Below are 20172 nucleotides of genomic sequence, written 5' to 3'. Positions count from 1 at the left end.
AGCGCGATTAGAATCCAAATTTGACGTAATCGCATCGGGCGTAGATGTCTCGCGACTGCCAGACAAACTTATACTCGCCCTGCTCGATCATGTCGGAGCACTTCATGTTACCAAAACTAGCGGACGGGATCGTTACGACCTTCTTCTGTATGTAGTTGTAGAAATTCGGGTACTTAGGGTCGGGCTCTAAGCGCGCGACCGTTACGACGCCGCAAAGACCGTCGGGACCGGTATTAGAGGCCCACGTTTGCGAGCCAGGGACTCGCTTGAACTGCAAGGAAAAACTATTTGTGCCGACAATGCAGGTGCGCGCTTCCCTTTCGAAGTTCAGCGTCGTTAGCCTCGTCATTGTCTGCTCGTTCGGACTTTTGCAGAACTCTACCAGAGTACTCATCGTTTTGAGCAAGTCTTGCTTAGCCGGAGGCTCCATGGAGCTGAGTTGTGCATAGCCCTCATCAGTAGGCTTTGGATTCTTTATCTTCTCAACCGCCTGCTCCCATTGTGCGCACTCTTCTGGCTTGATGGGTTTTTCCGTCTTTAGTTGCGCAAGAGCTTTCGAGATTTCCTCTTGAAGCTTTTTGCCTCCACTTTGGCGGCGCACGGACGCCTGCGTCATATCACAATCTAAGTTCCCACCGGATCGAAGATGACACTCGTATTGGAGGCTCGACCATTCGGACGTATTGTAAATGATGCCCGTTGTTGGCTGGCTCTGTGCATGCGCAAACTTAGGCAGCAGCGCCGATACGGCCGCCAAGCACACCAATTTAGCAATCAAATTTGAGCTCCGCATTATTGCCCTCTGATTTTACGGATGAGAGTTCGCGTCATCGGAGCACTCGCGCGGCCTTCCGCCCTGGTTGACGCATCCCCGATAAGACCAAGGGACCACATAACTCCCCGCCCATACGTCACGCCCGATTTTATGCGCTTCACGCTGCGCCTTATCGTACTCCCCGTTAGAGTATTTCGGCCAATCAAAAGCAAGCCCGCTGTCCACTAGCCATTCGGCCAAGTCGTTTCCCCGATCGAACACGTTGCGACTGTACGCCCGTAGACATCACGCCCAACCGCTTCAAAGCTAACCGGCCTTGCCGCTATGAACGCGTCCAGCTCATTCGCGGCCTTCGCTCCACAACGATGGGGCAAGCTGTCGTCACCGCGGCAGAGCTGCGAGCTTTCGGGTGCATCAATGTCCCACAGCCGAATGCGCGTACCGTGAATTTCGAGCGTGTCGCCGTCGATAATAGTTGCCTGCCCCACAATGTTGGCTGCATACGCGGTCGTCGTGAGCAAGACAAGGCAAAGACAAAGAGCTTTCATAAAAACGTTGGAGCCTCAGCGTGCCATCTCACGAGAGAATCTATGTCAACTAGAATGAGCTTGTCCGATAGTTGGGCTGACTCCGTTGCTTCCTCGGTAAAGTTGGATGTCGTGACGACGTACCCGCGAAAAGCATTCTGTTCTTCAATCACGCCCTTGAACTGCTGGATAGTCGGCCGACCGACCTTGTTCTCCGACGCGTTTCGCTTGCACTGAACGATCATCGGACCTTCCGGGTGGATGGCGAAGCCGTCGACGCCGAAGTCATTTGATTTCCGAGTCGCCCACGCCTCAAAGCCCGCGGCATCGAAAAAACTCATCGTGTGGCGCTCGAACTGAAACGGATCCATGTTGAGCAGATAAGCGCGAAGCGCAAGCTCTTCTGGCGGGACTGCGAAACGCGTGGGGTCCATTGGCTGGTCTTTCATTGCAGCCTTCATCTGCGCGCTAGTGCGGCGCAAGCGCTCGTCCTGGATGATGGCGTCAATGATTTCGGCAATGTGGGGCCGCGCCTGGGGATTAGTTACGACGGCCTCAATTATCGAAGTGATGCCTGCCGCACCGAGAAAGATCAGCAACAACACCGGTACGCCGAGCGCACTTCCAAACGCTGCAACACCGGCAGCCTGTCCTCCGACCAAGGGAATAGCGGCCAACGTCGCAGGCAGCGCGATCTTCATAGGTAACGGAAGATCAGAACTCCGGTAATTTGAAACCGCTTCCGAAACGCTTTTTGCAATCGCAACGATTGCCGTTCGCGAATTAACGAGGGCATTCAATTTCTTGAACTTATCGACAGCGTTCAGGTCACTCGCGACGACAGCGCGAGATTCGCTAAGCCACCGTATCGCGAGCCCCCGATCTTCCGCCCGCGTTGTATGCTTGATGGCCGACGCAAATCGGGCGACCAGCCACCCTTTAATGCCTTCTGTGATTGCATCAAACATAATTGCGCCCTAGGGTCGTGAATGCTTTCATAGTAGCACCTGACGTTTTTGCTAGTGGGAAATCGATATGCGCGCTTTGTTGGTAGTGCTGTCTTTGATAGTCGCCCCTTCTGCCGCTCGCTCAGAGGATGTTGCTCCAAGTCGAATTGACAGCATAACGAAATCAGCACGGGACTTAATGCCTGTCCTGCCTTCTGTATCGCTGCCGTCAATGCCTGATCTCTCGCTCCCCGACTTTTCCGACGCAACCGGTAAGGTCATGACAGAATTCAATGCTTTCACTCAACAGGTTGGCGACGCTCTGCCGATACTTGAACAGATGGGGTATGAAGTCACGACGTTTAGAGTAACTTGGGGACTTCCCCCGAAGGCTCGACTACGTATGAAGTCAACCGGAAATGGCGACGTTCAAAAGCTAAACGCGATCGCCGCAAAGGCGAGCAACAGTGGAGTGCTGGTTTCGGCGTTAATCACTAGCGCCGCGACAGCAAAGCGCATCCAAAGCACGATGCGACTTGGAACCGCATACCTTGATGTAGAATTCGCGGTGCCTCCACGGGTGAACATGAAGTTTGTCGGCGCAAAGGCGACCGAAAAAGACGAACTAATTCGCGACTCTGACGAGTTGGAAATATCATGCAAGTAACTAACGAATTCGCGGATAGGAGCTTGGTGCGATTGTTTGGCGCTGAACCCGTTCAACGAAAGCTGTGCGACCTCAAGGGCATTTATTTCGACGGGTACGACGATCCGAACGACTGATTTCCTGCGCCGAGATCAACCTTGACTTGCTTAGAACATAGTGAGAACATTCCAGGCGGTCAACATGAACAATCCCAAACCCGAAACGCCCGCGCCGAGCCAGCTATCGGACGCGGCGAGCTTAGACGCGGCAGCCGATCAGGCAATCGCGGCTTGCGGCGGTGACGCACGCGCGCTGTTGATTGCGAATGAGTTTCTAGAACGCGAAATGGAGGAGCAAGTATCGCGCGGATAGCAACGCTTCCTCGCCGATGATTTAAGCTTCGCCACACTCAGCTTTGCTGCTTCTATCGCAGCTCTTGTTCTGGTCTGGCTATCCAGTGGGGCTTTACGATCTACAAAACGCAGAAGATCGAACCAGACCAATACCTTTCGGTGTCGTTCAGATGCTTGATCGAGCGGCCTGCCGCGCAATCCAACACCATTCAGACCGCCCCCAGATTTGGGGTGATGTTCTTTGATCCCCTGTATGGAAGCTACGTAACGTTCTTCAACAAGAGCAGCGTGCTGAGGTTCGTTCGCGGCGAGGATGGTTTCTGGGACGGGAAAGTAATCAGCTGGTCCTAAGTTGAGGCTCGCGCACCCTCACTTCCTAACTGCCACGCCCCCCCCTGCTGTTTGTTCAGGTAGGCATTGAGCTGTCTCGGGCGCTCATGTCCCGACTGGTCGAATATCTTCTCGAAGAGCTGAAAGAGGTATTCATCTTGAGCATCGTGTGAGTCGTCACGGAGAACCATCGTGTGCTCGACATGATCGGACATCATCTTCCCGTAGGTGCCAATAACGGCACCGCTAACACCCAAGGTTCGGCCCTTTAGCCCAGTGACCCCGGCAATCACTTTGATCGGGAGCGAGACACCAGCGACTTTACGCATATAATCGAGACCTTTTTCCAGCGTATGGATGAAGGCGTCTTCCGCGGACAGGACGAGATAGAGTGGTGGACTCCCGTTCTTGCCTTGGCGCATGATGTCGGCATTGATGGCCCACACCTCTCCGCTCGGAAAATACTGGGTCAAGGCATCGATTTCGTTCGAGGCACCCGTGACCGTGAAGCACATAACGCCGTAGTGGTTTGGGATCGGTATCGCCCCCTCAGAGTTTCCCATAGCTCCGTACCGATGAGCGTTCTTCAGCATCGCGGCTTCCGCGACGGGACGCTTGGGAGGAACGGTAGGGATGAGCCGCATGTAGAGCACATCCCGGAAAGGCATATCCACCTCCCCACCGAGGCGATTAGAGATGCCCAAAATCTCTTGATCCGCGAAATAAAACGCCCTTCCCAACCCGCACGCAATTTCGGGGGCGGCTATCACCTCCGGTCCGGGGCTATCGATGAAGCCTTTCAGCGCATCTACGAAATGGCCCTTTAGTTTGTTGCGAGCGGCGTCGATCTCCGCTTTGGATGCACCTTCGACCAATCGGTAGCGAATGGGCCAACGCTTGTGAATAATGTCGAACGGCAAGTCCTTGGGTTCGCCGAATGCCTCATTCATTACCCCGATTACAGCGCTATCGGACAGTTTACGGAGAGCGAAACCATACTCGATAGCAACATTAGAGTTGATCAACGGGCGGCCAGGCTTAATCCCCTCATTGCCTGGAATATCTGGCGTCTTGCCAACCGGAGTAACGTCACCAACGAAGACCGTCGACGCCTGAATCTTCTCAAGGATCGAGCGGGCCACGTCCGGTGAGCCCGTCAGACCCTTAGTGTCGTGGTCGAGATGGAGATCGCCGCGGGACTCTTCCGGAGCTTCGACAACATCCCTTTCCTGCTTTAGGTGCTCGATAGCAGCCTCAAGCGCCGTGCGGATGACATCGCGAGAGATCTCGCGAGGATGGTCCGACTGCCAAGCCCAGAAAACCTTCATGTCTCGCCCACCGCTCTATCACAGTATCAGCTTTCCAAGTATTGCCGATGCCACTTGATCTGGCTCTCACTGACCTGAAATCGTCCATCCATCATTTTAGCTTTATCTCGGTCAGCACCAACGATCACACGGCCCAACTCCTGAATGCGATCGAAGAAGTCGAGGATGTCGCTAGAGCGCTCTAGTATGCCTTCGCTGGATATCGGTTCACCTTTGTATGTGTACATGTTGTCAACCTCATCCAGTAATCTTTTGTAGTCCGTGAGGATCGGCCTCATGTACATCATCGCGACATCCTCAACTTCGGGAGGAACGTCTTTGTCGCCGAACAAAAGCTTGGAGAGTTGAAGGGCTGACTCCCACGTCCAGCTTTCCCTCCCCTGTACAAGTCGCTCCTTCATCAGCTCGATGAAGTTCAGCTTCCCATATTGAAACGGTGCGTGAGGCCACCCGTTCTGGATATAGAAGTCGTACATGCCTTGAGGGAACAGCGCCCGGATGGTCTGGTCGCTGGCGATCTTATTTATCTCGACCGAACGAGCTGCCGATAACTTGTTACTCAGGTAAGCAAACATGATCTCGACAATCTGGCGTACCGAATAAACACCTTGAGATGCCTCACCCAGCAGCGCGGAAATCATGGGCAGTTCTGCTTTGGTGGCGAACTTCTCCAACCATTCCGTTGAGGCCCTTCGCAAGCGCACGTCAATGGGATGGGGAGGCTGCGTTAGCTTCCGGGCGTTTTCGAGCGCCACCCTGTAGCGGTGTATCCAATACTTTGTCCGGCTTGGCGGCTCCAGAAACACGTCGCCGTAGGCTACTTCCAATTCCCGCGCTAGCCATTCCTCCTGCTGGCGTTTGAAGACCCCCGTCCGGGCATCGTGCAACATACCCCCGAGGTCCTTTAAAACGGGGTGGGTTCGCGCCCTGATGCCGAAGATTTCCTCTAACTTGGCTTTCTCCGCGTCGCCCTCGACGATGTATGGCGATTGATCGACCCAGAAGATAATGGGCGCAGGATCTCCAACGCGGAAAAACTGTTGCCGGTAGGTGTCAGGAAGCAGCCCGGTCAACTCGTAGCCGTCGGCATTGTCAAAGTGCAGGAAGGCGCTGATATTGAAGTCGGCATCCATTTCGGGAAGATACATCGAGTTCCCGGCCAGGAAGACAGGCACGCCGATAGAGTCGACTGGGGACAGTCGGATTGCAGCGGAGACTGACAGGGTGTCAGGTGTCAAAGGTTAATCCCTGCCCGCTTGTAGACCTGCTCCACGCACTCATAAATCAGGCCGTAGTGTTGGCTGATGTTCAATGGCAATAACCGATAGGTTTCGACCACATTTGTCAGTGCCTTCAGGGATTCAGTGACACCGGGCGTTCGCTGGAATTCTTCCGGGATGACGACGCCCAGCAGGTTCGCCTTTTTGAGTGGGATATCCTCTTCCACCTGAAGTTCGATCACCGCCGCCCGATCGTCGCAGTCTTTGGTCGAGCCTTCCTTGTACAGCTTCGAAACCGCAAGCACCCTGGAATGACTCATGTTGAGAAGATGCTCCTCCTTGAGCTTCTTCTGATCGTTCGCGTCCCGATTGACGTACCGGCGTGGCGTTTCAAAATACAGGGAGATAAGCCGACCGATCTGCTCTCGATCGGTACCGACGTTGAAATCCTCCAGTTTAAAGGTCGTCAGGTAGTCCGGCATCCTTCCCCGCTCGAAGGCGCCCGTATCGAAGGGATGTATCCGTTTCAAGGGTGGCGGGCTGTTGAAGCGCATCACGAATACGGATGGCAACTGCCATGGCTCAGGGTTCAGCGCGTCCTTACCCTTATAGGCGGCACGACCGACGAACAGGTAGCAGAGCTTTTCGCCTTTGAAGACGTTGCATTTCACAGCGAGAAGCTTCTCTTCCGTTAGGATCGGAATCAGATTGCTCGAAGCGGTGCTGTGTATCCACGGCGGACTTTTCGGTACAGCCAAGTTGCTGTTCTTCAGAAAGTCTCGAAGCTTCACCTCTGCGGGCTTGACCATCGGATATCCATTAGCTGCAGCAAATCACCGGGACACCAATCTATCAAAATCGGTTGAGGCAGGTGGGTTCACAACCCGTAATCCCCACTACTCAACCGAAATGTCTGACGATGCCATGGGCAATCAACAGAACCGTGCCGAGGGGAACCAAGACACCGGCCAGGACCGCGAGCAGCATGAGGACAAACCCCCGCTCCCGGCCAAAGGCTCGAACCACGGTCTCAGACTGAGATAGGATTCCGCTCATCCCCACGGCGATCCTGGCCAGGTTCGGTTCGCGCCTTTGCGTGGCTTTAGCCATGCCCGTCTCCGAAAGTGAGCCACCGGAATACTTCCCGGCTCGTACCGTTCGACCATTCCCGAGGCGTCAACCGCCAACAACGCACCACGACTATCCCCACCGGGTCTGCAGTTTGGAAAAACCTCCTTGACGCTTCATCCAACACGAATGGTTATTTCAACAAACCGCAACGCACCAGCCGTACAGCGCTCCGGCAAGCGCCTTTTACGAGAGTGATTTCAATTAGTTAGACACATCACAGAAGCGCGCAGCGCAAGCTAGCTAGCAAACCCGCCGTCCAAATTTTGGAAAAGTCGTCCGAAACCACGGATTCGCCGGGTACAGCTGGCCCGACTGGGCGTCAAACGCCCAATCGCCTGCTACTGCGACGACGTGGCCCGACCCGTGCTGGATGATACTGGCGGGGTGGCCCGCCTGCCAGCCGCTTGAACTATAGGGGCATCATCTCCAAGGGCGCCGATGCGCCGTACCGATCGGAGAGGACCGAAGCCTGGCTGAAGGTGAAGACGGTCCAGCCCGAGAAATTCCCGGTTGTCGGTTTCGTCAAAGACCCTACCGGCGTCGCTGCTCTCTACCTCGGCAAGCAAGAGGGCAAAGAGTTGCGCTACATGGGGAAGGTGAGGCTCATCAAGCAGGCGCTGGCGGAGAGACTGTATGACGAAAGCCCTTACGTCTTCCCGTCCACCCGGGGCAAGGGCGAAAAGCCGATAGACCGGAGCTCTATCGCAAGCTGTCCGCCGACTTCGGCTGAAGCTCAAAATGGCCGAATGGTCCCCGCACGATGCGCGCCGGTCAGCCACGACCTGGGCGCGGGCCATGGCCATTCCGCGCGACACGACGGAGGCACTCACGCATCATGCCATCATCGGTAGTGGAAAGACCTATGACCGCTACAATATGCAGACTGAGAAACGGCAAGCGGTCGATGCTATTGCCAACTATATCTCTCGCACCTTGCTGAAGCGCGACAAAGCCGAATCTCAAGAGGCTGCTTAGACGCGTTCGAGTGATCCAAAGTCAGGAACTATCCTCTCTTCACGCTTTCTTAAAGCCGCGAACAACCCAACGGGTCACGGCAACGACTAACCACATCCCGAGCCACATAAACGGGATTGGAAGCAGCGCTGCGATGGCAGCGTTGCCAGGGCCGGGATCATAATCGAGATAGCTCTTGGAAGCTCTCTCGCTGCATTCCCGGAAATCATAGTTCTTCGCCGCAGACTTCGCTTCGGAACAAGTCGAATACACGAAGCTCGAAAACTTTCCCGCCTGCTCGATGTCTCGGCTCCGGACGTAGAAAAATGCCGAGAGAGCCCAAATGACCGAGAGCACGATGCCCAACCTGCTCCATCCGCGCATGCTCGCACCCCCCTCAGAAAATTCGCAGACCGTACATGAGGTGCCAAACCCAGCTCGTGCGGGTTTCCGTTCCCTCCAGACACGCCTCCCGCTCAATTCGTTTCAGGGCATCCTGTATATTGAACTGCGCGCAGGAACCTAGAAAGTTTGCGTAGCGATAGTTTTCCAGCCGCACCACAGCGGACCCGAGCCAAACAACCGCGAGCAAGAGTGCTCCTATGACTAGACTTAGAAGGACCTTCACTCCTCCCCCCTAGACATCATGAATCACCAAATCTTCAGCGGTTTGTATCCCCGCTCGGAGCCGCTTGCCTCGTTCTTCTTTCGCCCGCTCACCAATCCCAAGAACATATAGAAGCGAGACCGCGCCGCCGAGAGGACCAGCCACATGCTCGAACGCGGTTTGAGAGTCAGTGTAGTGGGTCGCCGCTTCATTCAACACCGCGGCTATCGCCGAAAGCGCTTTCTTGACATCCTCTCTACTGGCTTCCGCTAAAGGAGTCGTCGCCTGTTCGAGGGCAAGCTTCAAATCACGGTGCGCGATATGCCGATTGCGCCAATCGCGAGCGAACTCAGTAAGCTTGACGGCTTCATCGGCTAGCTTAGCCAGGCGATCCTTGAGGGGCGCATCGTCAATCAGGCCCGAAAGCGCTCTGATCGTCAGATTTGTACGACCGCTGCCTTTTCCCATCGACTCCGCCGGATCGGTCAACCTAGCCAAATGAAGTAAGGTCGTTTCCCATAGCCGATCCTGAACGAGCCGAAAGAAATGCGACGCAGCCGCGTTCATCAAATCTATTCGCGCGGGCTTCGTTCCGAAGAGCTCAACATACTCATGCCAGTCGAAATGTAATACCGCCACGTCCTGCCACAGCGCAGAATAGATTTCGCCCAGCTCGTCGCCCATCTTCGCAACATTTGCGGTCTTGGCTTCTTCAGCAGTCCGAAATGTCATCGCGTCATGCTCCTCAGCTCAACTCATCGAGCATCTTATATCCCATTTCCTCGACAGTCAGGAAATCCGTGGGCATTTGAACGTGAAATGCAAAATGAGCTGTAGTCTCCGTAACCGAATGGGTGATTAAAGGCTGAAAGACTAATAGCTTCTCCTGCTCAGCGGACAAGCGCTCGTATTCGAAACCATCGTTCTGAACATAGAGCGCGTGAACTATCTGCTGAGAAAGGGCGTTGTAGTCATCCACATTTTTTGTAGGAACGCCTCCGGGCGGTATGTATAGCGGGATTCTATGGGCAAGAGCGTCTCGATACTCAATGAGATACTCAAGCCAAGGATCGAGATTCTGAAGATAAGCTTGGAAGTTGGCGCTGAGCGTGGAACGCAATTCAGTGTGTTTCGCGCGCAGCCCCACTCGGTTGCGAGAGATTTTCGTCAAGCCACGTTCGTGCACCCATACCCATGCCAGATTATCGACACATCCGTAAACGTTGGCGAAGAATGCTTGAATATTGATCTGCGCATCGTGAAGCACATTTCGCTCGGGTATTTCACTCTCGTCAGGCGAGATCAGCGCGAAGACGTTGTCGATGCACCGCTTCAACGTACCAAGCCGCCGCAAGTATCCGTGAAGGGCATACTCTGCGGCTTGCTCGCTGCTAAATCGACGCTGCCTGAAAGTCAGAAGCAGGCGGTTGTATCTTGGTTCAATATCGTCGAGCGCTTCCCTGAGCTTCTCTATTTGGTCTGGCTTCAAATAGCTCAATGCGCTTCCCCGCTACCGTACTGCGGCTCATCCGAACAGTTGCCCGGCCGCCCGCTCTTCTTGACACAAGATCGATACAGCCAGGGCGCGACGTAGCTCCCCGACCACATGCCGCGTCGAGCCTGTTTGGCTTCGTGCTGCGCTTCGGCATATTTCATTTTCGAGTACCTAGGCCAATCGAGCGCGAGCCCTTGCCGAACAAGCCATTCGCCCATATCACTTTCGTTCACTGAGCACTTGGCGACTGTACGCCCATAAACGTCACGACTCACGGGCTCACACTGAACCGGCCGTCCTGCTATAAACCTGTCCAGCTCATTTGCCGCCTTCACTCCGCAACGATATGGCAAGCTGTCGTCACCCCGGCAGAGCTGCGAGCTTTCAGATGCATCGATACCCCATAAGCGAATGCGCGTGCCGTGAATTTCCAGGGTATCGCCATCAATCACGCTCGCTCGTCCGACCAGATCGGCAGCCAAGACGGCGGTCGCAGCGGCTAGCGAAAGCAACGCAGCCAGCGTTCGCATCTAGCCGCTGCTCCTCACTTAGCGAATCCGTAGGACTTGGCGACGCGCCTAACCTGGGTGCAGTGCGCGGTTTTGGCGGAAGGCGACAAGCCTTCTATTTGCACCGCGTTGCCTGTCACCATCATATTTAGAGTGGAAGGAAAGCTCATGTCGTTGGCAGGCACCCGCTGTTCGACAAACGCCGCAATCGCCGCTTGGTCATATGTGAGCCCGCAAACCTTCTCCGAGGCGAGAATGCTTCCTAGCTCGTTTGCGAGATTCATGGCCTCCATAGAACCAGCCGCCGCGGGCGTGCATGATGCAAGCACGTCCAATACAAACCCAAGCGCCGTTGAGACTAGAACAACTGCTACTCGCACCGCTCTCCTCTCCCCCCTCAGCGGAGTGACAACTGGAAACGCTACCTTGACTTGCGAAGAACATAGTGGGAACATCGCAGCGAGTCAACATGAGCATCCCGCAGTCCAAGTCGGCCAATAACCCTTTGTCGGATACGGCAGCCTTAGAGGCAGCCGCCGATCAGGCAATCGCAGCTTGCGGTGGTGACGCGCGCGAAGCTGTGAAGGCGCTGTTGATTGCGAACGAGTTCCTAGAGCGCGAGATGGAAGAGCGCGTGTCGCGCGGATACATTCGCGGCGTGAAGCACGGACGATTCAACACCTATTCTGGCTAGCGCTTTAGGGCGCGGTGCTTAGAGGTAGCTAATGACGGAATGCTATATTTGGGACACACAGGCCACCATGCCGAGGGACTCCGATGGAGCCTCTGTCTACCTTGATTCGCCACGCGCAGGCGGCAAGTACAAAATCACCGGCACCGCATCGAGCATGTTGGGCCAACTTGACGTAAAAGGAAGAGCGCTGCTGACCACGTGGCTCTGCGATCAGCGCCGCGCGGGCGTTGAATGCCCAGCAATAACTAGTGACACCATCAGCTCGACCAAAACGTTTCAACCTCTAACAACCACCGAGCGGATCGAACGCGCGCTCTTGCACTTCAACCAGAATGTTAGAGTTGGTCAGACGATCACTCTCTCCGCGAATGGTGCTCGCAGCGGTCCGGATGAAAATCGGTTGATGGCAGTAACGGAGTCTCTGACGCTGGGGGAACTGGTCGCATTTCTTCAGATGATGGAGCAAATGCATCTGCTGACTGATACGACGGAAGTCTTGGGGCTCTATGAGTTTACCCCCACGGCGCAGGGATGGCTGAAAATTGACGATCTTGTCACGCGTCTGTCGAGCACGACCCAAGCGTTCGTTGCCATGTGGTTTAATGATGCGGTGCAAGCTGCATACATCGAGGGTATCGAACCCGCCATTAAGGATTGCGGTTACCGAGCTGTACGCATCGATCAGAAAGAGCACAACAACAAGATTGACGATGAGATAATCGCAGAGATCAGACGCTCGAAGTTCGTGGTGGCAGACTTCACTTGCGAAAAAGAAAAGGTGCGCGGTGGAGTGTATTATGAAGCAGGCTTTGCGGGCGGGTTGGGCATTCCGGTTATTTGGACCGTTGCCAAAGACTCCCTTGGTGACGTTCACTTCGACACGGCAGTACAACCACATCGTATGGGACACGCCAGAGACACTTAGAAAACTTCTAACGGCCCGGATTGGGGCTGTGATCGGCGACGGCCCGCTTAAGGCTAAGCATTCAAGTTAGATTCCAGCAGCTTTAGCGAGCAACTATTGGGGGTTAACACCTTGAAATTGGCAGCTTCCGTACTGATCCTTGTGACGTTCGTCGCACCCCCCGCATTCGCAGAGATGGTCGGTCAAGGCGCGAACGTTACCGATGGCGACACCTTCGACCTCGCGATGCCGGACCACATGGTGAAGATAAGGATTTGCGGAATCGATGCTCCGGAGGGCGGACGACCCGGCTCACGTGAAGCGTGGGCCGCACTATCCGCGTTGGTGCACGGTAAGACGGTGCGTTGCATCCAGGTTGGCCAGCCGCCTGGAACTGTCTGCGATCACCGCTCTAGATCTACAAATAGAGATCGGATTGTCGCCCAATGCTTCGTTGACGGTCAGGACATCGCTGTCGAGTTGGTCCGCAATGGCAATGCTTGCGACTGGCAGAAGTTCTCCGGTGGGCACTACCAGAGCCTCACTGGTGGGAAAGCCTGCGCGGGCAAACGGGAGTAATTCAGCGAGCTGAATTCGAAAGCCAGATCGGGGGACCAAGGAGACCATGGCTACGTTCGCAGGAAACGGCACTGACCTTGCCGCGCTGATCGCGTATGAACGCGACGCGTTGGAGTTCATTAGAGCAGCTCTCTTCCACCAAACCGAAACGACTTCGCAGTCACTCCAGCTGGACCTTTCAGCTGGTAAAAATGCACAAGGCCTCTATCCGAGAGAGGCACGAATGACGTCTGCTATTTCGATAAGCGCGGGCGCGGTCCAATCGGCGTTGTCGCGTCTCAGGCCATTGGCATTTGCGGCCGCCTTCAAGCTCCAAGACATGATCGTTGAGTGGATTTTACGTGCCAACGCGTCAAGGCCAGGCAGCTTTCAAGATAAGATCAGGAAATACGATGAGCTAATGGCGGCAGGTCGCTTCGTAGAACCCTTGGCATTTGCGAACCGAAGCGCTTTGTCCGGTGCGTTTTGGGAGCTCTATAGAGCTTTGACGCCGTTCCGAAACAAGATCATCCATAAGAATAGTTTTTGCGTAACAGGCAGCACACTCACAATAGCAACGGGCGGACAAAATTCGAATTTGTCCGATGCGGAGCAAGGCTCATACATCCGCGCCATGTGCCTGATCGCCGATGCGCTTGTGAGTGATGCCAAAATTGAAGGTGTTGCCGCCTACATCGTGGAGAACGATTTATGCATTTTGCATGCAGTTCACAAAGTGGCAGGGCTTACCGCGCGGACATTTAGAGTGGTATCAATTGCTGGCACACTACTCGGTCGACTGAACGCAAACGGCTGCGTTGAAGGCGACGTCGATTTCGACGCCATCAGGCAAAGCGCCGAGGCGGCGTTTCCACCGGGCGCTAACGGCATTCTGCTATTTGATTTGGCTTTAACCATCACAGGAGCTAACCGAGACGTGAAGTGGTTATTTCCGTCAACCACAGCTCCGGCCGGAAATGTAGTGATCGCGGAGAATGCCCCCGAATTCGAAGCTTATCGTGACTAGCATCTTCCCTGATATTTCGAGGCGTTTCTGGTTACCTCGGTAAAGGCGCGCGCCCAACGTCGCCTAGCTCGGGGCTGAACTCGATGTCCAGGCTTCCACCTTTCCCGCTTCGAACACTAGCGAGATGGCGGCCTTCGTCGAGCGCGGAGGCAAGCTTTGCCTGCATTTTCTCCCCGCTCAGGCCAGCCCCATACATGGCGGGTGACGACTCGCTCCATAAGCCTTGTCAGGTTGCGCGGCAATGCTTCGACTCGTTGACGATCACCGCCCGCTCGATTTGCCACGCGCACTCCTGCAACCACTCAAACACGCCAGATAGGCTGTAAGACTGTTCGATTACAGGATCGCCCAGCAGTGGTCCCGCCACCATCAGCACAAAAAGGACCATCCGGCTTTCTATACATGCGACCTTCTAGGTCGAATAGTTCAAGCGTGACTGGATGCAAGACATGTCTGCTTGACCGCGCGAGAGATCGCAGCCAAGCTTAAAAAGGCTCGAATTTAGAAGCTGCTTCGACCCATGGACAAGTTTTGCGAATAATCCCCTTCGACCTCCTGGCGTCATCCGATTTGATCATTGACGCCGTCTATGAAGGCGGCAAGCAAGGCAACGCGGCTGACGATCCAATCTCTAAGATACTGGAGGGCGTCGGAAACCAGGGTGGATTTCGCGCTGCTGGACGCGGCTCAGACAAGAAGTATGTTGTTCTATACACGAGCGGCGAGGAAAATGATTGGCCAGACACCTTAGACCTGAGCACCGGTCAGTTCACCTACTTTGGCGACAACAGAACGCCAGGGCATCAACTGCACGAGACCCCGCGCAGGGGAAATGAAATTCTGCGACGTACTTTCGAGCTGCTGCATGCCACACCGACGATGCGAGCACTCATACCCCCATTCTTCATTTTCAAATGGTATCCGACGCCAGCAAGCAGCCGATCTGTACAGTTCAAAGGATTGGCAGTCCCAGGATTTCTCGGGTTGCCTGCGACATCCGATCTCGTCGCCGTTTGGAAAACAACCCAAGGACAACGGTTTCAGAATTACCGCGCGATCTTTACCGTGCTAGATGCTCCAGTGGTCACACGTGGTTGGTTGAAGGAATTAGCGACCCAATCTGTTGTAGACGCAACCGGCTCCGCCCCTGCTGTATGGCTGAACTGGTTGAGATCTGGTCGCGCAAGGGCGCTATCTTCGGAGAACACCACGATCATTAGAAGTATCGACGAGCAGCGCCCCGATACTCCGACTAAAATGGCAATCTTGCGAGTGGTCTTCGAATACTTCGAGCAGGCCCCGATTGCTTTCGAGGCTTTCGCGGCAAGGATTTTTCAGATGCACGATACGCGAGTGATCGTCGACACGATCACACGAGGCAGCGTTGACGGAGGTCGCGACGCCATCGGCCGCTACCTCCTCGGCCTTTCGGACGACCCCGTTTACGCAGAATTTTCCCTCGAAGCGAAATGCTACCAACCAGGCTTCGACGACGCATCGCCGAACACCGTTGGAGTTCGAGAAGCTTCACGTCTGATCTCCAGAATTCGCCATCGCCAATTCGGAGTTTTGGTGACAACCTCGATGATCGCGCGCCAAGCCTATGAAGAGGTACGCGAAGACCGACATCCAATTATCTTTCTTAGTGGGAAGGACATCACCAATATTCTCGTCAATAACGGCTTCAACACGCCAGAATTGGTGACCTCTCTTCTGCGTACGGAATTCGCGTTGACGACCGCTGATTGACCAACCGACCCGGTTTCGACGCCGCCGATTGCCGGATAAGTCGTCCTCATCGCTCGCATTGGAGGATGGCTAACCATCCTGACCTCAGAATGCGATTCACCCCAATTGTATAGGGCCTGCATGATGTCCCACCAATCCGGGTGAAGGTCTTCGAGCTTCGTTCGAGGCCGCCCTACTGACTTCGGCTCTTCCTATCCCGACCCCGTCGAGATGTCTGTATCGGCATATCAACCTGGAGTATAATCCAGCCTTTGAAAGTTGAGAATCATGGGCTGGCCTACCTATCTCGTCGCTCCTCCTGATAGCGTTCATGCCCTTGGCGTGGTCAGCATAAATTTCGCCCGCTTTGAAATGACGAACAATTGGATGCTTGCGGCCGTGGCTAACATTGGCGAGCAAGACGCAACCGTCAAAGCCGCGAAGCTCGTCCCCGGCGAGCGCGTAAAACTTATAAGATCAGCGATGGCCCGCCGAGAGTGGCCCGATGACGTTGCCGCGGCAATTACCCGCTATCTGAAGGCAATGGAGATATTCACCAAAAATAGGAATGTCTTGATCCACTCCAACATGGCGGAGGTTGGGGATAACAAAACCGCGATCTTTTCCGTGTCGCGCGACGCACAACGCAGGAATTTTGTGACGACGCCGGAAGACATCCGACGGGTCGCCGACGAGTTGAACGACTATTTTTGGTTCGGCCATACGCTATCGAATTATATCGCGTCGGAGATACACTACGCCGCCCGTGAAGAAGGTATGATCGCCATTTCTAACCTACCTGAATTGTTACCCCTGCCAGTTCATATTGATCCGGCTGAACGTCCCGCCTAACGCCTATTGAGCGGACAGCCGCCCGCTTGTGGCAAGAACCTGCAACCTTAGTCGAACACGCCACGGTTCGTTTGACTCTGACGGCCACTTTTGGTTGTGATGATACGCTGATTCAATGGGTCGCGGGGGTACTAATGCCATTCGAGAAGGGCCATCACCCGGGCGCTACATGGCGCAAGGCGGACCTCCAATGCCACTCGCCTAGGGACCAAGGGTGGACCCAGCCGCCGTCACTGCCGGGCGGCCCCCCTGAATTCGAGAAAGCGCGGGACGATTGGGCGACCCTGTTCATCGCGGAGTGTCGCACCCGTAGTCTTGAGTTGGTTTCCATTACGGATCACCACGACATGACGTTTGTGCCCTACGTCGTGAAGGCGGCGGCCGGCGACAAGTTCACACTGGTCATGCCGGGAGTGGAGGTCACCTGCAACGACAACACTCAATGTCTTGTTCTGTTCGACCCTGCCTGCCCTGCTACGACCTGGACGCACTTTCTCGGTAAGCTCAAGGGCGTCACGCAAGGCCCGGTCACCGAGCCAAAGGCCGCGAAAGCTGTAAATGCCGGTGTCTCGATCAAGGAACTGTTCGATGACGTCACGGGCGACAAGGCTCTTCGCGACGTATGCGTGATGCTACCGCATTTCAGCGACCCTTCGGCCCACAAGAGCCTGAATGAGCAGGGTCACCACGACCGGTTCGCGTCCATCGAATGTGACGGCGTGTACATTGAGAAACCGTTTGCGGACCTTGAGCAGAGCACGCAGGACAAGGCCTATGGCAAAATCCCAGACTGGGGCAACCGCCGACGCGCAATCATAGCCACTGGCGACAACAAGATGCCGACGTGGGACCGGTTAGGCACCCATGAATGCTGGATAAAGCTTGGCGACGAAACGATCGAGGCTCTCCGACAAGCCCTATTGGCCGACGAGGCCCGAATATCTCACACCACCCCGGTCATTCCCTCCGAACGCATCGTAGAACTGAGGGTCTTGTCTACCCTGACCGGCGAAGAGCTTTTCACCATGTCTTTCAACGATGGCTTTAACGTCATTATTGGAGGCCGCGGCTCAGGGAAAAGTGCGCTTCTCGAATACCTACGCTTCGGGCTAGGGCGGACGCTGAAGGATCTTCCCCGGCGGGAAGTTGATGTTTTCGACACCAGCTTCGACCGTGACGCTCAGCTCATCGACGATACTTTGGGCGAAGAAGGTTACGTCGAGGTCATCATCGAGCGCGAGGGAGTTCGTGAAACTTGGTTGCGCACCTCCAAAGAACGCGATGTCATCATAGTCACCAACGAGGACGACAGCGAAACGGAGTTCTCGATTGAGGACGCGCAACAGCGCTTCCCTGCCCGCGCCTTCTCCCAAAAAGGCCTGTCGACCACCATGAACGACAGCGCGAACGCTGCCGAACAGGTCACGGGTATCGCCGCAGCGGAGCAATTGGACAAGCGCCGTGATATCGACACCTCGATCGAAAGAGTCAAACGGCAGATCGGTACAACCCTGCGCAAGCAGACTGCCTATTGGGAAATACAGCTGGAACGACGGCGAGCTCAGACTCGTATCGCCGACCTCAAGCGACGGATTGGGGCAATCGCCGCTCGCCTGGAGAAGGAAGGCGTCAGTAGGGAGACGCTTGACGTAATCGCTATGAAGGCAATCTACGACAGGGCTAAAAATTACCAAGGCCAGATCAATCGGGCGCAAAATACCGATCGAGACCGCTTGACCGCCCTTCGGGACAATTTCCTGAATATCAAAATTGGCTCGTTTCAAGGCGCCGACGGCTTTCCTGAAATTGCAGCCCTTGATGCCGCCGTCACCACGGCGCGCGACAATGTCCTTAAACATATCCAAGCCGCCTTAGATGACATGCAAATATTGGGGCAAGCGCACATCGACTCCCTCACCGCGTTCACGACCCGGGAGGTCGCGTTCAAACTCCAATTAGATACTGCTGTTCAGGCTCAATCCGCGCACAAGCAGCTGTTAGAGGATAGTGCCAAGTTAACTGCGGAGCTAAAGGAAGCTGAAGCTGAAGAGCTTGAGATTGGTGAACAGGAGGATGCGAACAAAGACGCACCCAGGAACTTCACCGATTCCTGTGCCGAGCTGGATAACCTCTTGACCGAGCGCACCCGCGTCCTGACCAAAGCGGCGATGAAGGTTGAAGGCCAGTCAGGGAAAATGCTCAAGGCGAGCCATCGCCGAGATCCCCGACCGCGAGAATATATCGACGCCCTAATGAAGGTCATGGCCAGCGCCCGAGTTCACGACGTCGAATCGAAGTGTGAAGACTGGGTAAAGGAACTGTCCAAACACGATGCGAACCCGACGTGGAGCGCGGTGCGCGGCTCCCTGCTGGCGCTCTTCAAGGCCAAAATAATGGCCGGCTCACCTACCGAACCCAGCGACGATCACGCCAAGAAGCTCAAGGATTTGATTTTTTCAGAGTCCAACCTCACGGACCAACAGACCCATCGAGTTTATCAAAATCTCGACGACGATCGGCTTTCTGACATCTTTGCGGCGGTGCCCCGCGACTTCATCGTCATGAACTACGTCGACCAAGGGCGTACAGTTGAATTCGAGAAGGCGTCCCCTGGACAGCAGGCTTCAGCCCTCCTTGAACTTCTCTTGAACCAGTCCGCGGGCACTCTGATTATCGATCAGCCAGAGGACGACCTGGACAACCGGGTCATCATGCAAATCGTCAATCTCATCAGGAAGTCGAAGGATCGACGTCAGTTGCTTTTCACGACCCATAATCCGAACATCGTGGTCAATGGCGACGCCGACAAAGTGGTTGCCCTAAAATCGGGCGATACCGGTACGGACGGACGGATTCAGATCGATGTTGACGGAGCGATCGAGACCCCCGAAATCCGCAAGGTCATCACCCACATTATGGAAGGCGGCAAAGCCGCTTTCGACCTCCGGAACCGCAAATATAACTTCGAAACGATAGCAGATTGATGAAAGTCAAAATCATCGGGCCCAACGATAAGGTTAGGAAGCCAAGACCTCCCACGGTCGAGGAAATCGGCCTCAAGCATCAGATGAGCCAATTTTACTCCCTCAAGTCGACTATGGAGGCTCTATTCGGTCACCCGATGTACATGGAGCTAAAGGAAACCACCGACCTCGCCGTCTGGCGTAGAGCAATGAAGAAGCTCCTGGACGCCATAGAGGTCTCAATAAAGCATTCTGTGAAGGTGGTTGACGCTGACTGGCATGAAGCCATCAAAGACGTAATCAATCTAGGCAGGGAACGCGTAAAATGCGCCCGAACCGCTCCTGACCTTTTTGCCGGGTTGACGGCCACCCTCACTGAGATTGTCTTTACCCAAGTTGGGTTCATGCCCACGCGGTCGCGCCGGAATAAGATGGTGCCGCTCAAAAAGGAATTTTGGGAAATGAACAACTTTCGGACCGTCCAATATATTCAGACGGCCGAACAGAAGGCAGCCTTAGAGCAATACCGTGCTGTCTTGGCCGCTAAACAGTCGACTACATCCATTTAGTGCGGTGGTTATCCTCCCGACAACCCAGTCCATCATGCGGTGGAATAGACGGCGC

General features: G+C 55.0%; 24 protein-coding genes. 11 read left to right on the top strand and 13 right to left on the bottom strand.

Going from position 1 to position 20172, the window contains the following annotated elements; genetic code table 11:
- Positions 1–7 precede the first annotated feature (7 nt).
- The 3 genes from N2603_RS20400 to N2603_RS20390 all read right to left on the bottom strand — a co-directional run bounded on the left by N2603_RS20400 (position 8) and on the right by N2603_RS20390 (position 2270).
- Positions 8–616, bottom strand: a complete 609-nt coding sequence (locus tag N2603_RS20400; RefSeq protein ID WP_260390150.1) for a hypothetical protein — start codon at positions 614–616, stop codon at positions 8–10.
- Positions 617–999: 383 nt separating this feature from the next.
- Positions 1000–1323 (bottom strand): thermonuclease family protein, encoded by a 324-nt coding sequence (locus N2603_RS44875; protein ID WP_341850489.1) that lies wholly within the window; start codon positions 1321–1323, stop codon positions 1000–1002.
- Entirely contained in the window at positions 1320–2270 is a 951-nt protein-coding gene (locus N2603_RS20390) for a restriction endonuclease (protein WP_260390149.1), read from the bottom strand. Before N2603_RS20390 ends, N2603_RS44875 begins: the two co-directional genes overlap by 4 nt.
- 67 nt (positions 2271–2337) lie before the next feature.
- Between N2603_RS20390 and N2603_RS20385 the strand changes: the two genes are divergently transcribed.
- Both N2603_RS20385 and N2603_RS20380 read left to right on the top strand, forming a co-directional pair.
- A complete protein-coding gene (locus tag N2603_RS20385) occupies positions 2338–2916 on the top strand; it encodes a hypothetical protein (protein WP_260390148.1) in 579 nt (192 codons plus the stop codon).
- 180 nt (positions 2917–3096) lie between these two features.
- Complete coding sequence (locus tag N2603_RS20380) at positions 3097–3267, top strand: hypothetical protein (protein WP_260390147.1); 171 nt, start codon at positions 3097–3099, stop codon at positions 3265–3267.
- Positions 3268–3595: 328 nt separating this feature from the next.
- Here N2603_RS20380 and N2603_RS20375 read toward each other — a convergent pair whose 3' ends face one another.
- The 4 genes from N2603_RS20375 to N2603_RS20360 form a co-directional block, all read right to left on the bottom strand.
- The gene (locus N2603_RS20375; protein ID WP_260390146.1) at positions 3596–4906 is read right to left on the bottom strand and encodes a hypothetical protein; all 1311 of its coding nucleotides are present in this window, start codon (positions 4904–4906) and stop codon (positions 3596–3598) included.
- Between the two features lie 26 nt (positions 4907–4932).
- Complete coding sequence (locus N2603_RS20370; protein WP_260390145.1) at positions 4933–6144, bottom strand: hypothetical protein; 1212 nt, start codon at positions 6142–6144, stop codon at positions 4933–4935.
- Positions 6141–6935 carry a hypothetical protein gene (locus N2603_RS20365; RefSeq protein ID WP_260390144.1) on the bottom strand — a complete coding sequence of 265 codons (795 nt, stop codon included), beginning with the start codon at positions 6933–6935 and terminating at the stop codon, positions 6141–6143. The genes N2603_RS20370 and N2603_RS20365 overlap by 4 nt, the downstream gene beginning before the upstream one ends.
- Before the next feature lie 91 nt (positions 6936–7026).
- Positions 7027–7236 (bottom strand): hypothetical protein, encoded by a 210-nt coding sequence (locus N2603_RS20360; RefSeq protein ID WP_260390143.1) that lies wholly within the window; start codon positions 7234–7236, stop codon positions 7027–7029.
- A gap of 759 nt (positions 7237–7995) precedes the next feature.
- On the opposite strand from N2603_RS20360, the gene N2603_RS20355 reads away from it, so the two are divergent.
- Complete coding sequence (locus N2603_RS20355) at positions 7996–8232, top strand: site-specific integrase (protein WP_260390142.1); 237 nt, start codon at positions 7996–7998, stop codon at positions 8230–8232.
- 39 nt (positions 8233–8271) lie between these two features.
- Here N2603_RS20355 and N2603_RS20350 read toward each other — a convergent pair whose 3' ends face one another.
- From N2603_RS20350 to N2603_RS20330, 5 genes are all read right to left on the bottom strand, one after another.
- Positions 8272–8577 (bottom strand): hypothetical protein, encoded by a 306-nt coding sequence (locus N2603_RS20350; RefSeq protein ID WP_260390141.1) that lies wholly within the window; start codon positions 8575–8577, stop codon positions 8272–8274.
- 271 nt (positions 8578–8848) lie between these two features.
- Positions 8849–9550, bottom strand: coding sequence for an AbiU2 domain-containing protein (locus tag N2603_RS20345; protein ID WP_260390140.1), 702 nt, complete (start codon positions 9548–9550; stop codon positions 8849–8851).
- 13 nt (positions 9551–9563) lie between these two features.
- A complete protein-coding gene (locus N2603_RS20340; protein WP_260390139.1) occupies positions 9564–10316 on the bottom strand; it encodes a hypothetical protein in 753 nt (250 codons plus the stop codon).
- Positions 10313–10843 (bottom strand): thermonuclease family protein, encoded by a 531-nt coding sequence (locus tag N2603_RS20335; RefSeq protein ID WP_260390138.1) that lies wholly within the window; start codon positions 10841–10843, stop codon positions 10313–10315. Before N2603_RS20335 ends, N2603_RS20340 begins: the two co-directional genes overlap by 4 nt.
- Positions 10844–10857: 14 nt before the next feature.
- Positions 10858–11106, bottom strand: coding sequence for a signal recognition particle (locus N2603_RS20330; protein WP_260390137.1), 249 nt, complete (start codon positions 11104–11106; stop codon positions 10858–10860).
- 185 nt (positions 11107–11291) lie between these two features.
- Here N2603_RS20330 and N2603_RS20325 point away from each other — a divergent pair, with 185 nt between their 5' ends.
- The 4 genes from N2603_RS20325 (at position 11292) to N2603_RS20310 (ending at position 14005) form a co-directional block, all read left to right on the top strand.
- Positions 11292–11516, top strand: coding sequence for a hypothetical protein (locus tag N2603_RS20325; RefSeq protein ID WP_260390136.1), 225 nt, complete (start codon positions 11292–11294; stop codon positions 11514–11516).
- 31 nt (positions 11517–11547) lie between these two features.
- Positions 11548–12441, top strand: a complete 894-nt coding sequence (locus N2603_RS20320; RefSeq protein WP_260390135.1) for a hypothetical protein — start codon at positions 11548–11550, stop codon at positions 12439–12441.
- 111 nt (positions 12442–12552) lie between these two features.
- Positions 12553–12999: a thermonuclease family protein gene (locus N2603_RS20315; protein ID WP_260390134.1), complete on the top strand. Its 447-nt coding sequence runs from the start codon at positions 12553–12555 to the stop codon at positions 12997–12999.
- Between the two features lie 46 nt (positions 13000–13045).
- Positions 13046–14005 (top strand): hypothetical protein, encoded by a 960-nt coding sequence (locus N2603_RS20310; RefSeq protein ID WP_260390133.1) that lies wholly within the window; start codon positions 13046–13048, stop codon positions 14003–14005.
- Between the two features lie 226 nt (positions 14006–14231).
- Here N2603_RS20310 and N2603_RS20305 read toward each other — a convergent pair whose 3' ends face one another.
- Positions 14232–14393, bottom strand: coding sequence for a hypothetical protein (locus N2603_RS20305; RefSeq protein ID WP_260390132.1), 162 nt, complete (start codon positions 14391–14393; stop codon positions 14232–14234).
- Between the two features lie 182 nt (positions 14394–14575).
- On the opposite strand from N2603_RS20305, the gene N2603_RS20300 reads away from it, so the two are divergent.
- From N2603_RS20300 to N2603_RS20285, 4 genes are all read left to right on the top strand, one after another.
- A complete protein-coding gene (locus tag N2603_RS20300) occupies positions 14576–15754 on the top strand; it encodes a restriction endonuclease (protein ID WP_260390131.1) in 1179 nt (392 codons plus the stop codon).
- A gap of 267 nt (positions 15755–16021) precedes the next feature.
- Entirely contained in the window at positions 16022–16585 is a 564-nt protein-coding gene (locus N2603_RS20295; RefSeq protein WP_260390130.1) for a hypothetical protein, read from the top strand.
- Between the two features lie 134 nt (positions 16586–16719).
- Entirely contained in the window at positions 16720–19569 is a 2850-nt protein-coding gene (locus N2603_RS20290; RefSeq protein WP_341850488.1) for a TrlF family AAA-like ATPase, read from the top strand.
- Positions 19569–20117 carry a hypothetical protein gene (locus N2603_RS20285; RefSeq protein WP_260390128.1) on the top strand — a complete coding sequence of 183 codons (549 nt, stop codon included), beginning with the start codon at positions 19569–19571 and terminating at the stop codon, positions 20115–20117. The genes N2603_RS20290 and N2603_RS20285 overlap by 1 nt, the downstream gene beginning before the upstream one ends.
- Positions 20118–20172: the final 55 nt, after the last annotated feature.

This window comes from Bradyrhizobium huanghuaihaiense (genome assembly GCF_025200885.1).
In the GTDB taxonomy this organism is placed as follows: Bacteria; Pseudomonadota; Alphaproteobacteria; order Rhizobiales; family Xanthobacteraceae; genus Bradyrhizobium; species Bradyrhizobium huanghuaihaiense.
Note: the sequence above shows the minus strand (reverse complement) of the source record. Positions and strands in the feature narration are given on the sequence as shown.

Excerpts from the sequence above, each read along its gene's own strand:
- N2603_RS20400 (WP_260390150.1), bottom strand. The coding sequence starts at position 616 with ATGACGCAGGCGTCCGTGCGCCGCCAAAGTGGAGGCAAAAAGCTTCAA.
- N2603_RS44875 (WP_341850489.1), bottom strand. The coding sequence starts at position 1,323 with ATGAAAGCTCTTTGTCTTTGCCTTGTCTTGCTCACGACGACCGCGTAT.
- N2603_RS20390 (WP_260390149.1), bottom strand. The coding sequence starts at position 2,270 with ATGTTTGATGCAATCACAGAAGGCATTAAAGGGTGGCTGGTCGCCCGA.
- N2603_RS20385 (WP_260390148.1), top strand. The coding sequence starts at position 2,338 with ATGCGCGCTTTGTTGGTAGTGCTGTCTTTGATAGTCGCCCCTTCTGCC.
- N2603_RS20380 (WP_260390147.1), top strand. The coding sequence starts at position 3,097 with ATGAACAATCCCAAACCCGAAACGCCCGCGCCGAGCCAGCTATCGGAC.
- N2603_RS20375 (WP_260390146.1), bottom strand. The coding sequence starts at position 4,906 with ATGAAGGTTTTCTGGGCTTGGCAGTCGGACCATCCTCGCGAGATCTCT.
- N2603_RS20365 (WP_260390144.1), bottom strand. The coding sequence starts at position 6,935 with ATGGTCAAGCCCGCAGAGGTGAAGCTTCGAGACTTTCTGAAGAACAGC.
- N2603_RS20360 (WP_260390143.1), bottom strand. The coding sequence starts at position 7,236 with ATGGCTAAAGCCACGCAAAGGCGCGAACCGAACCTGGCCAGGATCGCC.
- N2603_RS20355 (WP_260390142.1), top strand. The coding sequence starts at position 7,996 with ATGGCCGAATGGTCCCCGCACGATGCGCGCCGGTCAGCCACGACCTGG.
- N2603_RS20345 (WP_260390140.1), bottom strand. The coding sequence starts at position 9,550 with ATGACATTTCGGACTGCTGAAGAAGCCAAGACCGCAAATGTTGCGAAG.
- N2603_RS20335 (WP_260390138.1), bottom strand. The coding sequence starts at position 10,843 with ATGCGAACGCTGGCTGCGTTGCTTTCGCTAGCCGCTGCGACCGCCGTC.
- N2603_RS20330 (WP_260390137.1), bottom strand. The coding sequence starts at position 11,106 with ATGAATCTCGCAAACGAGCTAGGAAGCATTCTCGCCTCGGAGAAGGTT.
- N2603_RS20325 (WP_260390136.1), top strand. The coding sequence starts at position 11,292 with ATGAGCATCCCGCAGTCCAAGTCGGCCAATAACCCTTTGTCGGATACG.
- N2603_RS20320 (WP_260390135.1), top strand. The coding sequence starts at position 11,548 with ATGACGGAATGCTATATTTGGGACACACAGGCCACCATGCCGAGGGAC.
- N2603_RS20310 (WP_260390133.1), top strand. The coding sequence starts at position 13,046 with ATGGCTACGTTCGCAGGAAACGGCACTGACCTTGCCGCGCTGATCGCG.
- N2603_RS20305 (WP_260390132.1), bottom strand. The coding sequence starts at position 14,393 with ATGGTCCTTTTTGTGCTGATGGTGGCGGGACCACTGCTGGGCGATCCT.
- N2603_RS20295 (WP_260390130.1), top strand. The coding sequence starts at position 16,022 with ATGGGCTGGCCTACCTATCTCGTCGCTCCTCCTGATAGCGTTCATGCC.
- N2603_RS20290 (WP_341850488.1), top strand. The coding sequence starts at position 16,720 with ATGCCATTCGAGAAGGGCCATCACCCGGGCGCTACATGGCGCAAGGCG.
- N2603_RS20285 (WP_260390128.1), top strand. The coding sequence starts at position 19,569 with ATGAAAGTCAAAATCATCGGGCCCAACGATAAGGTTAGGAAGCCAAGA.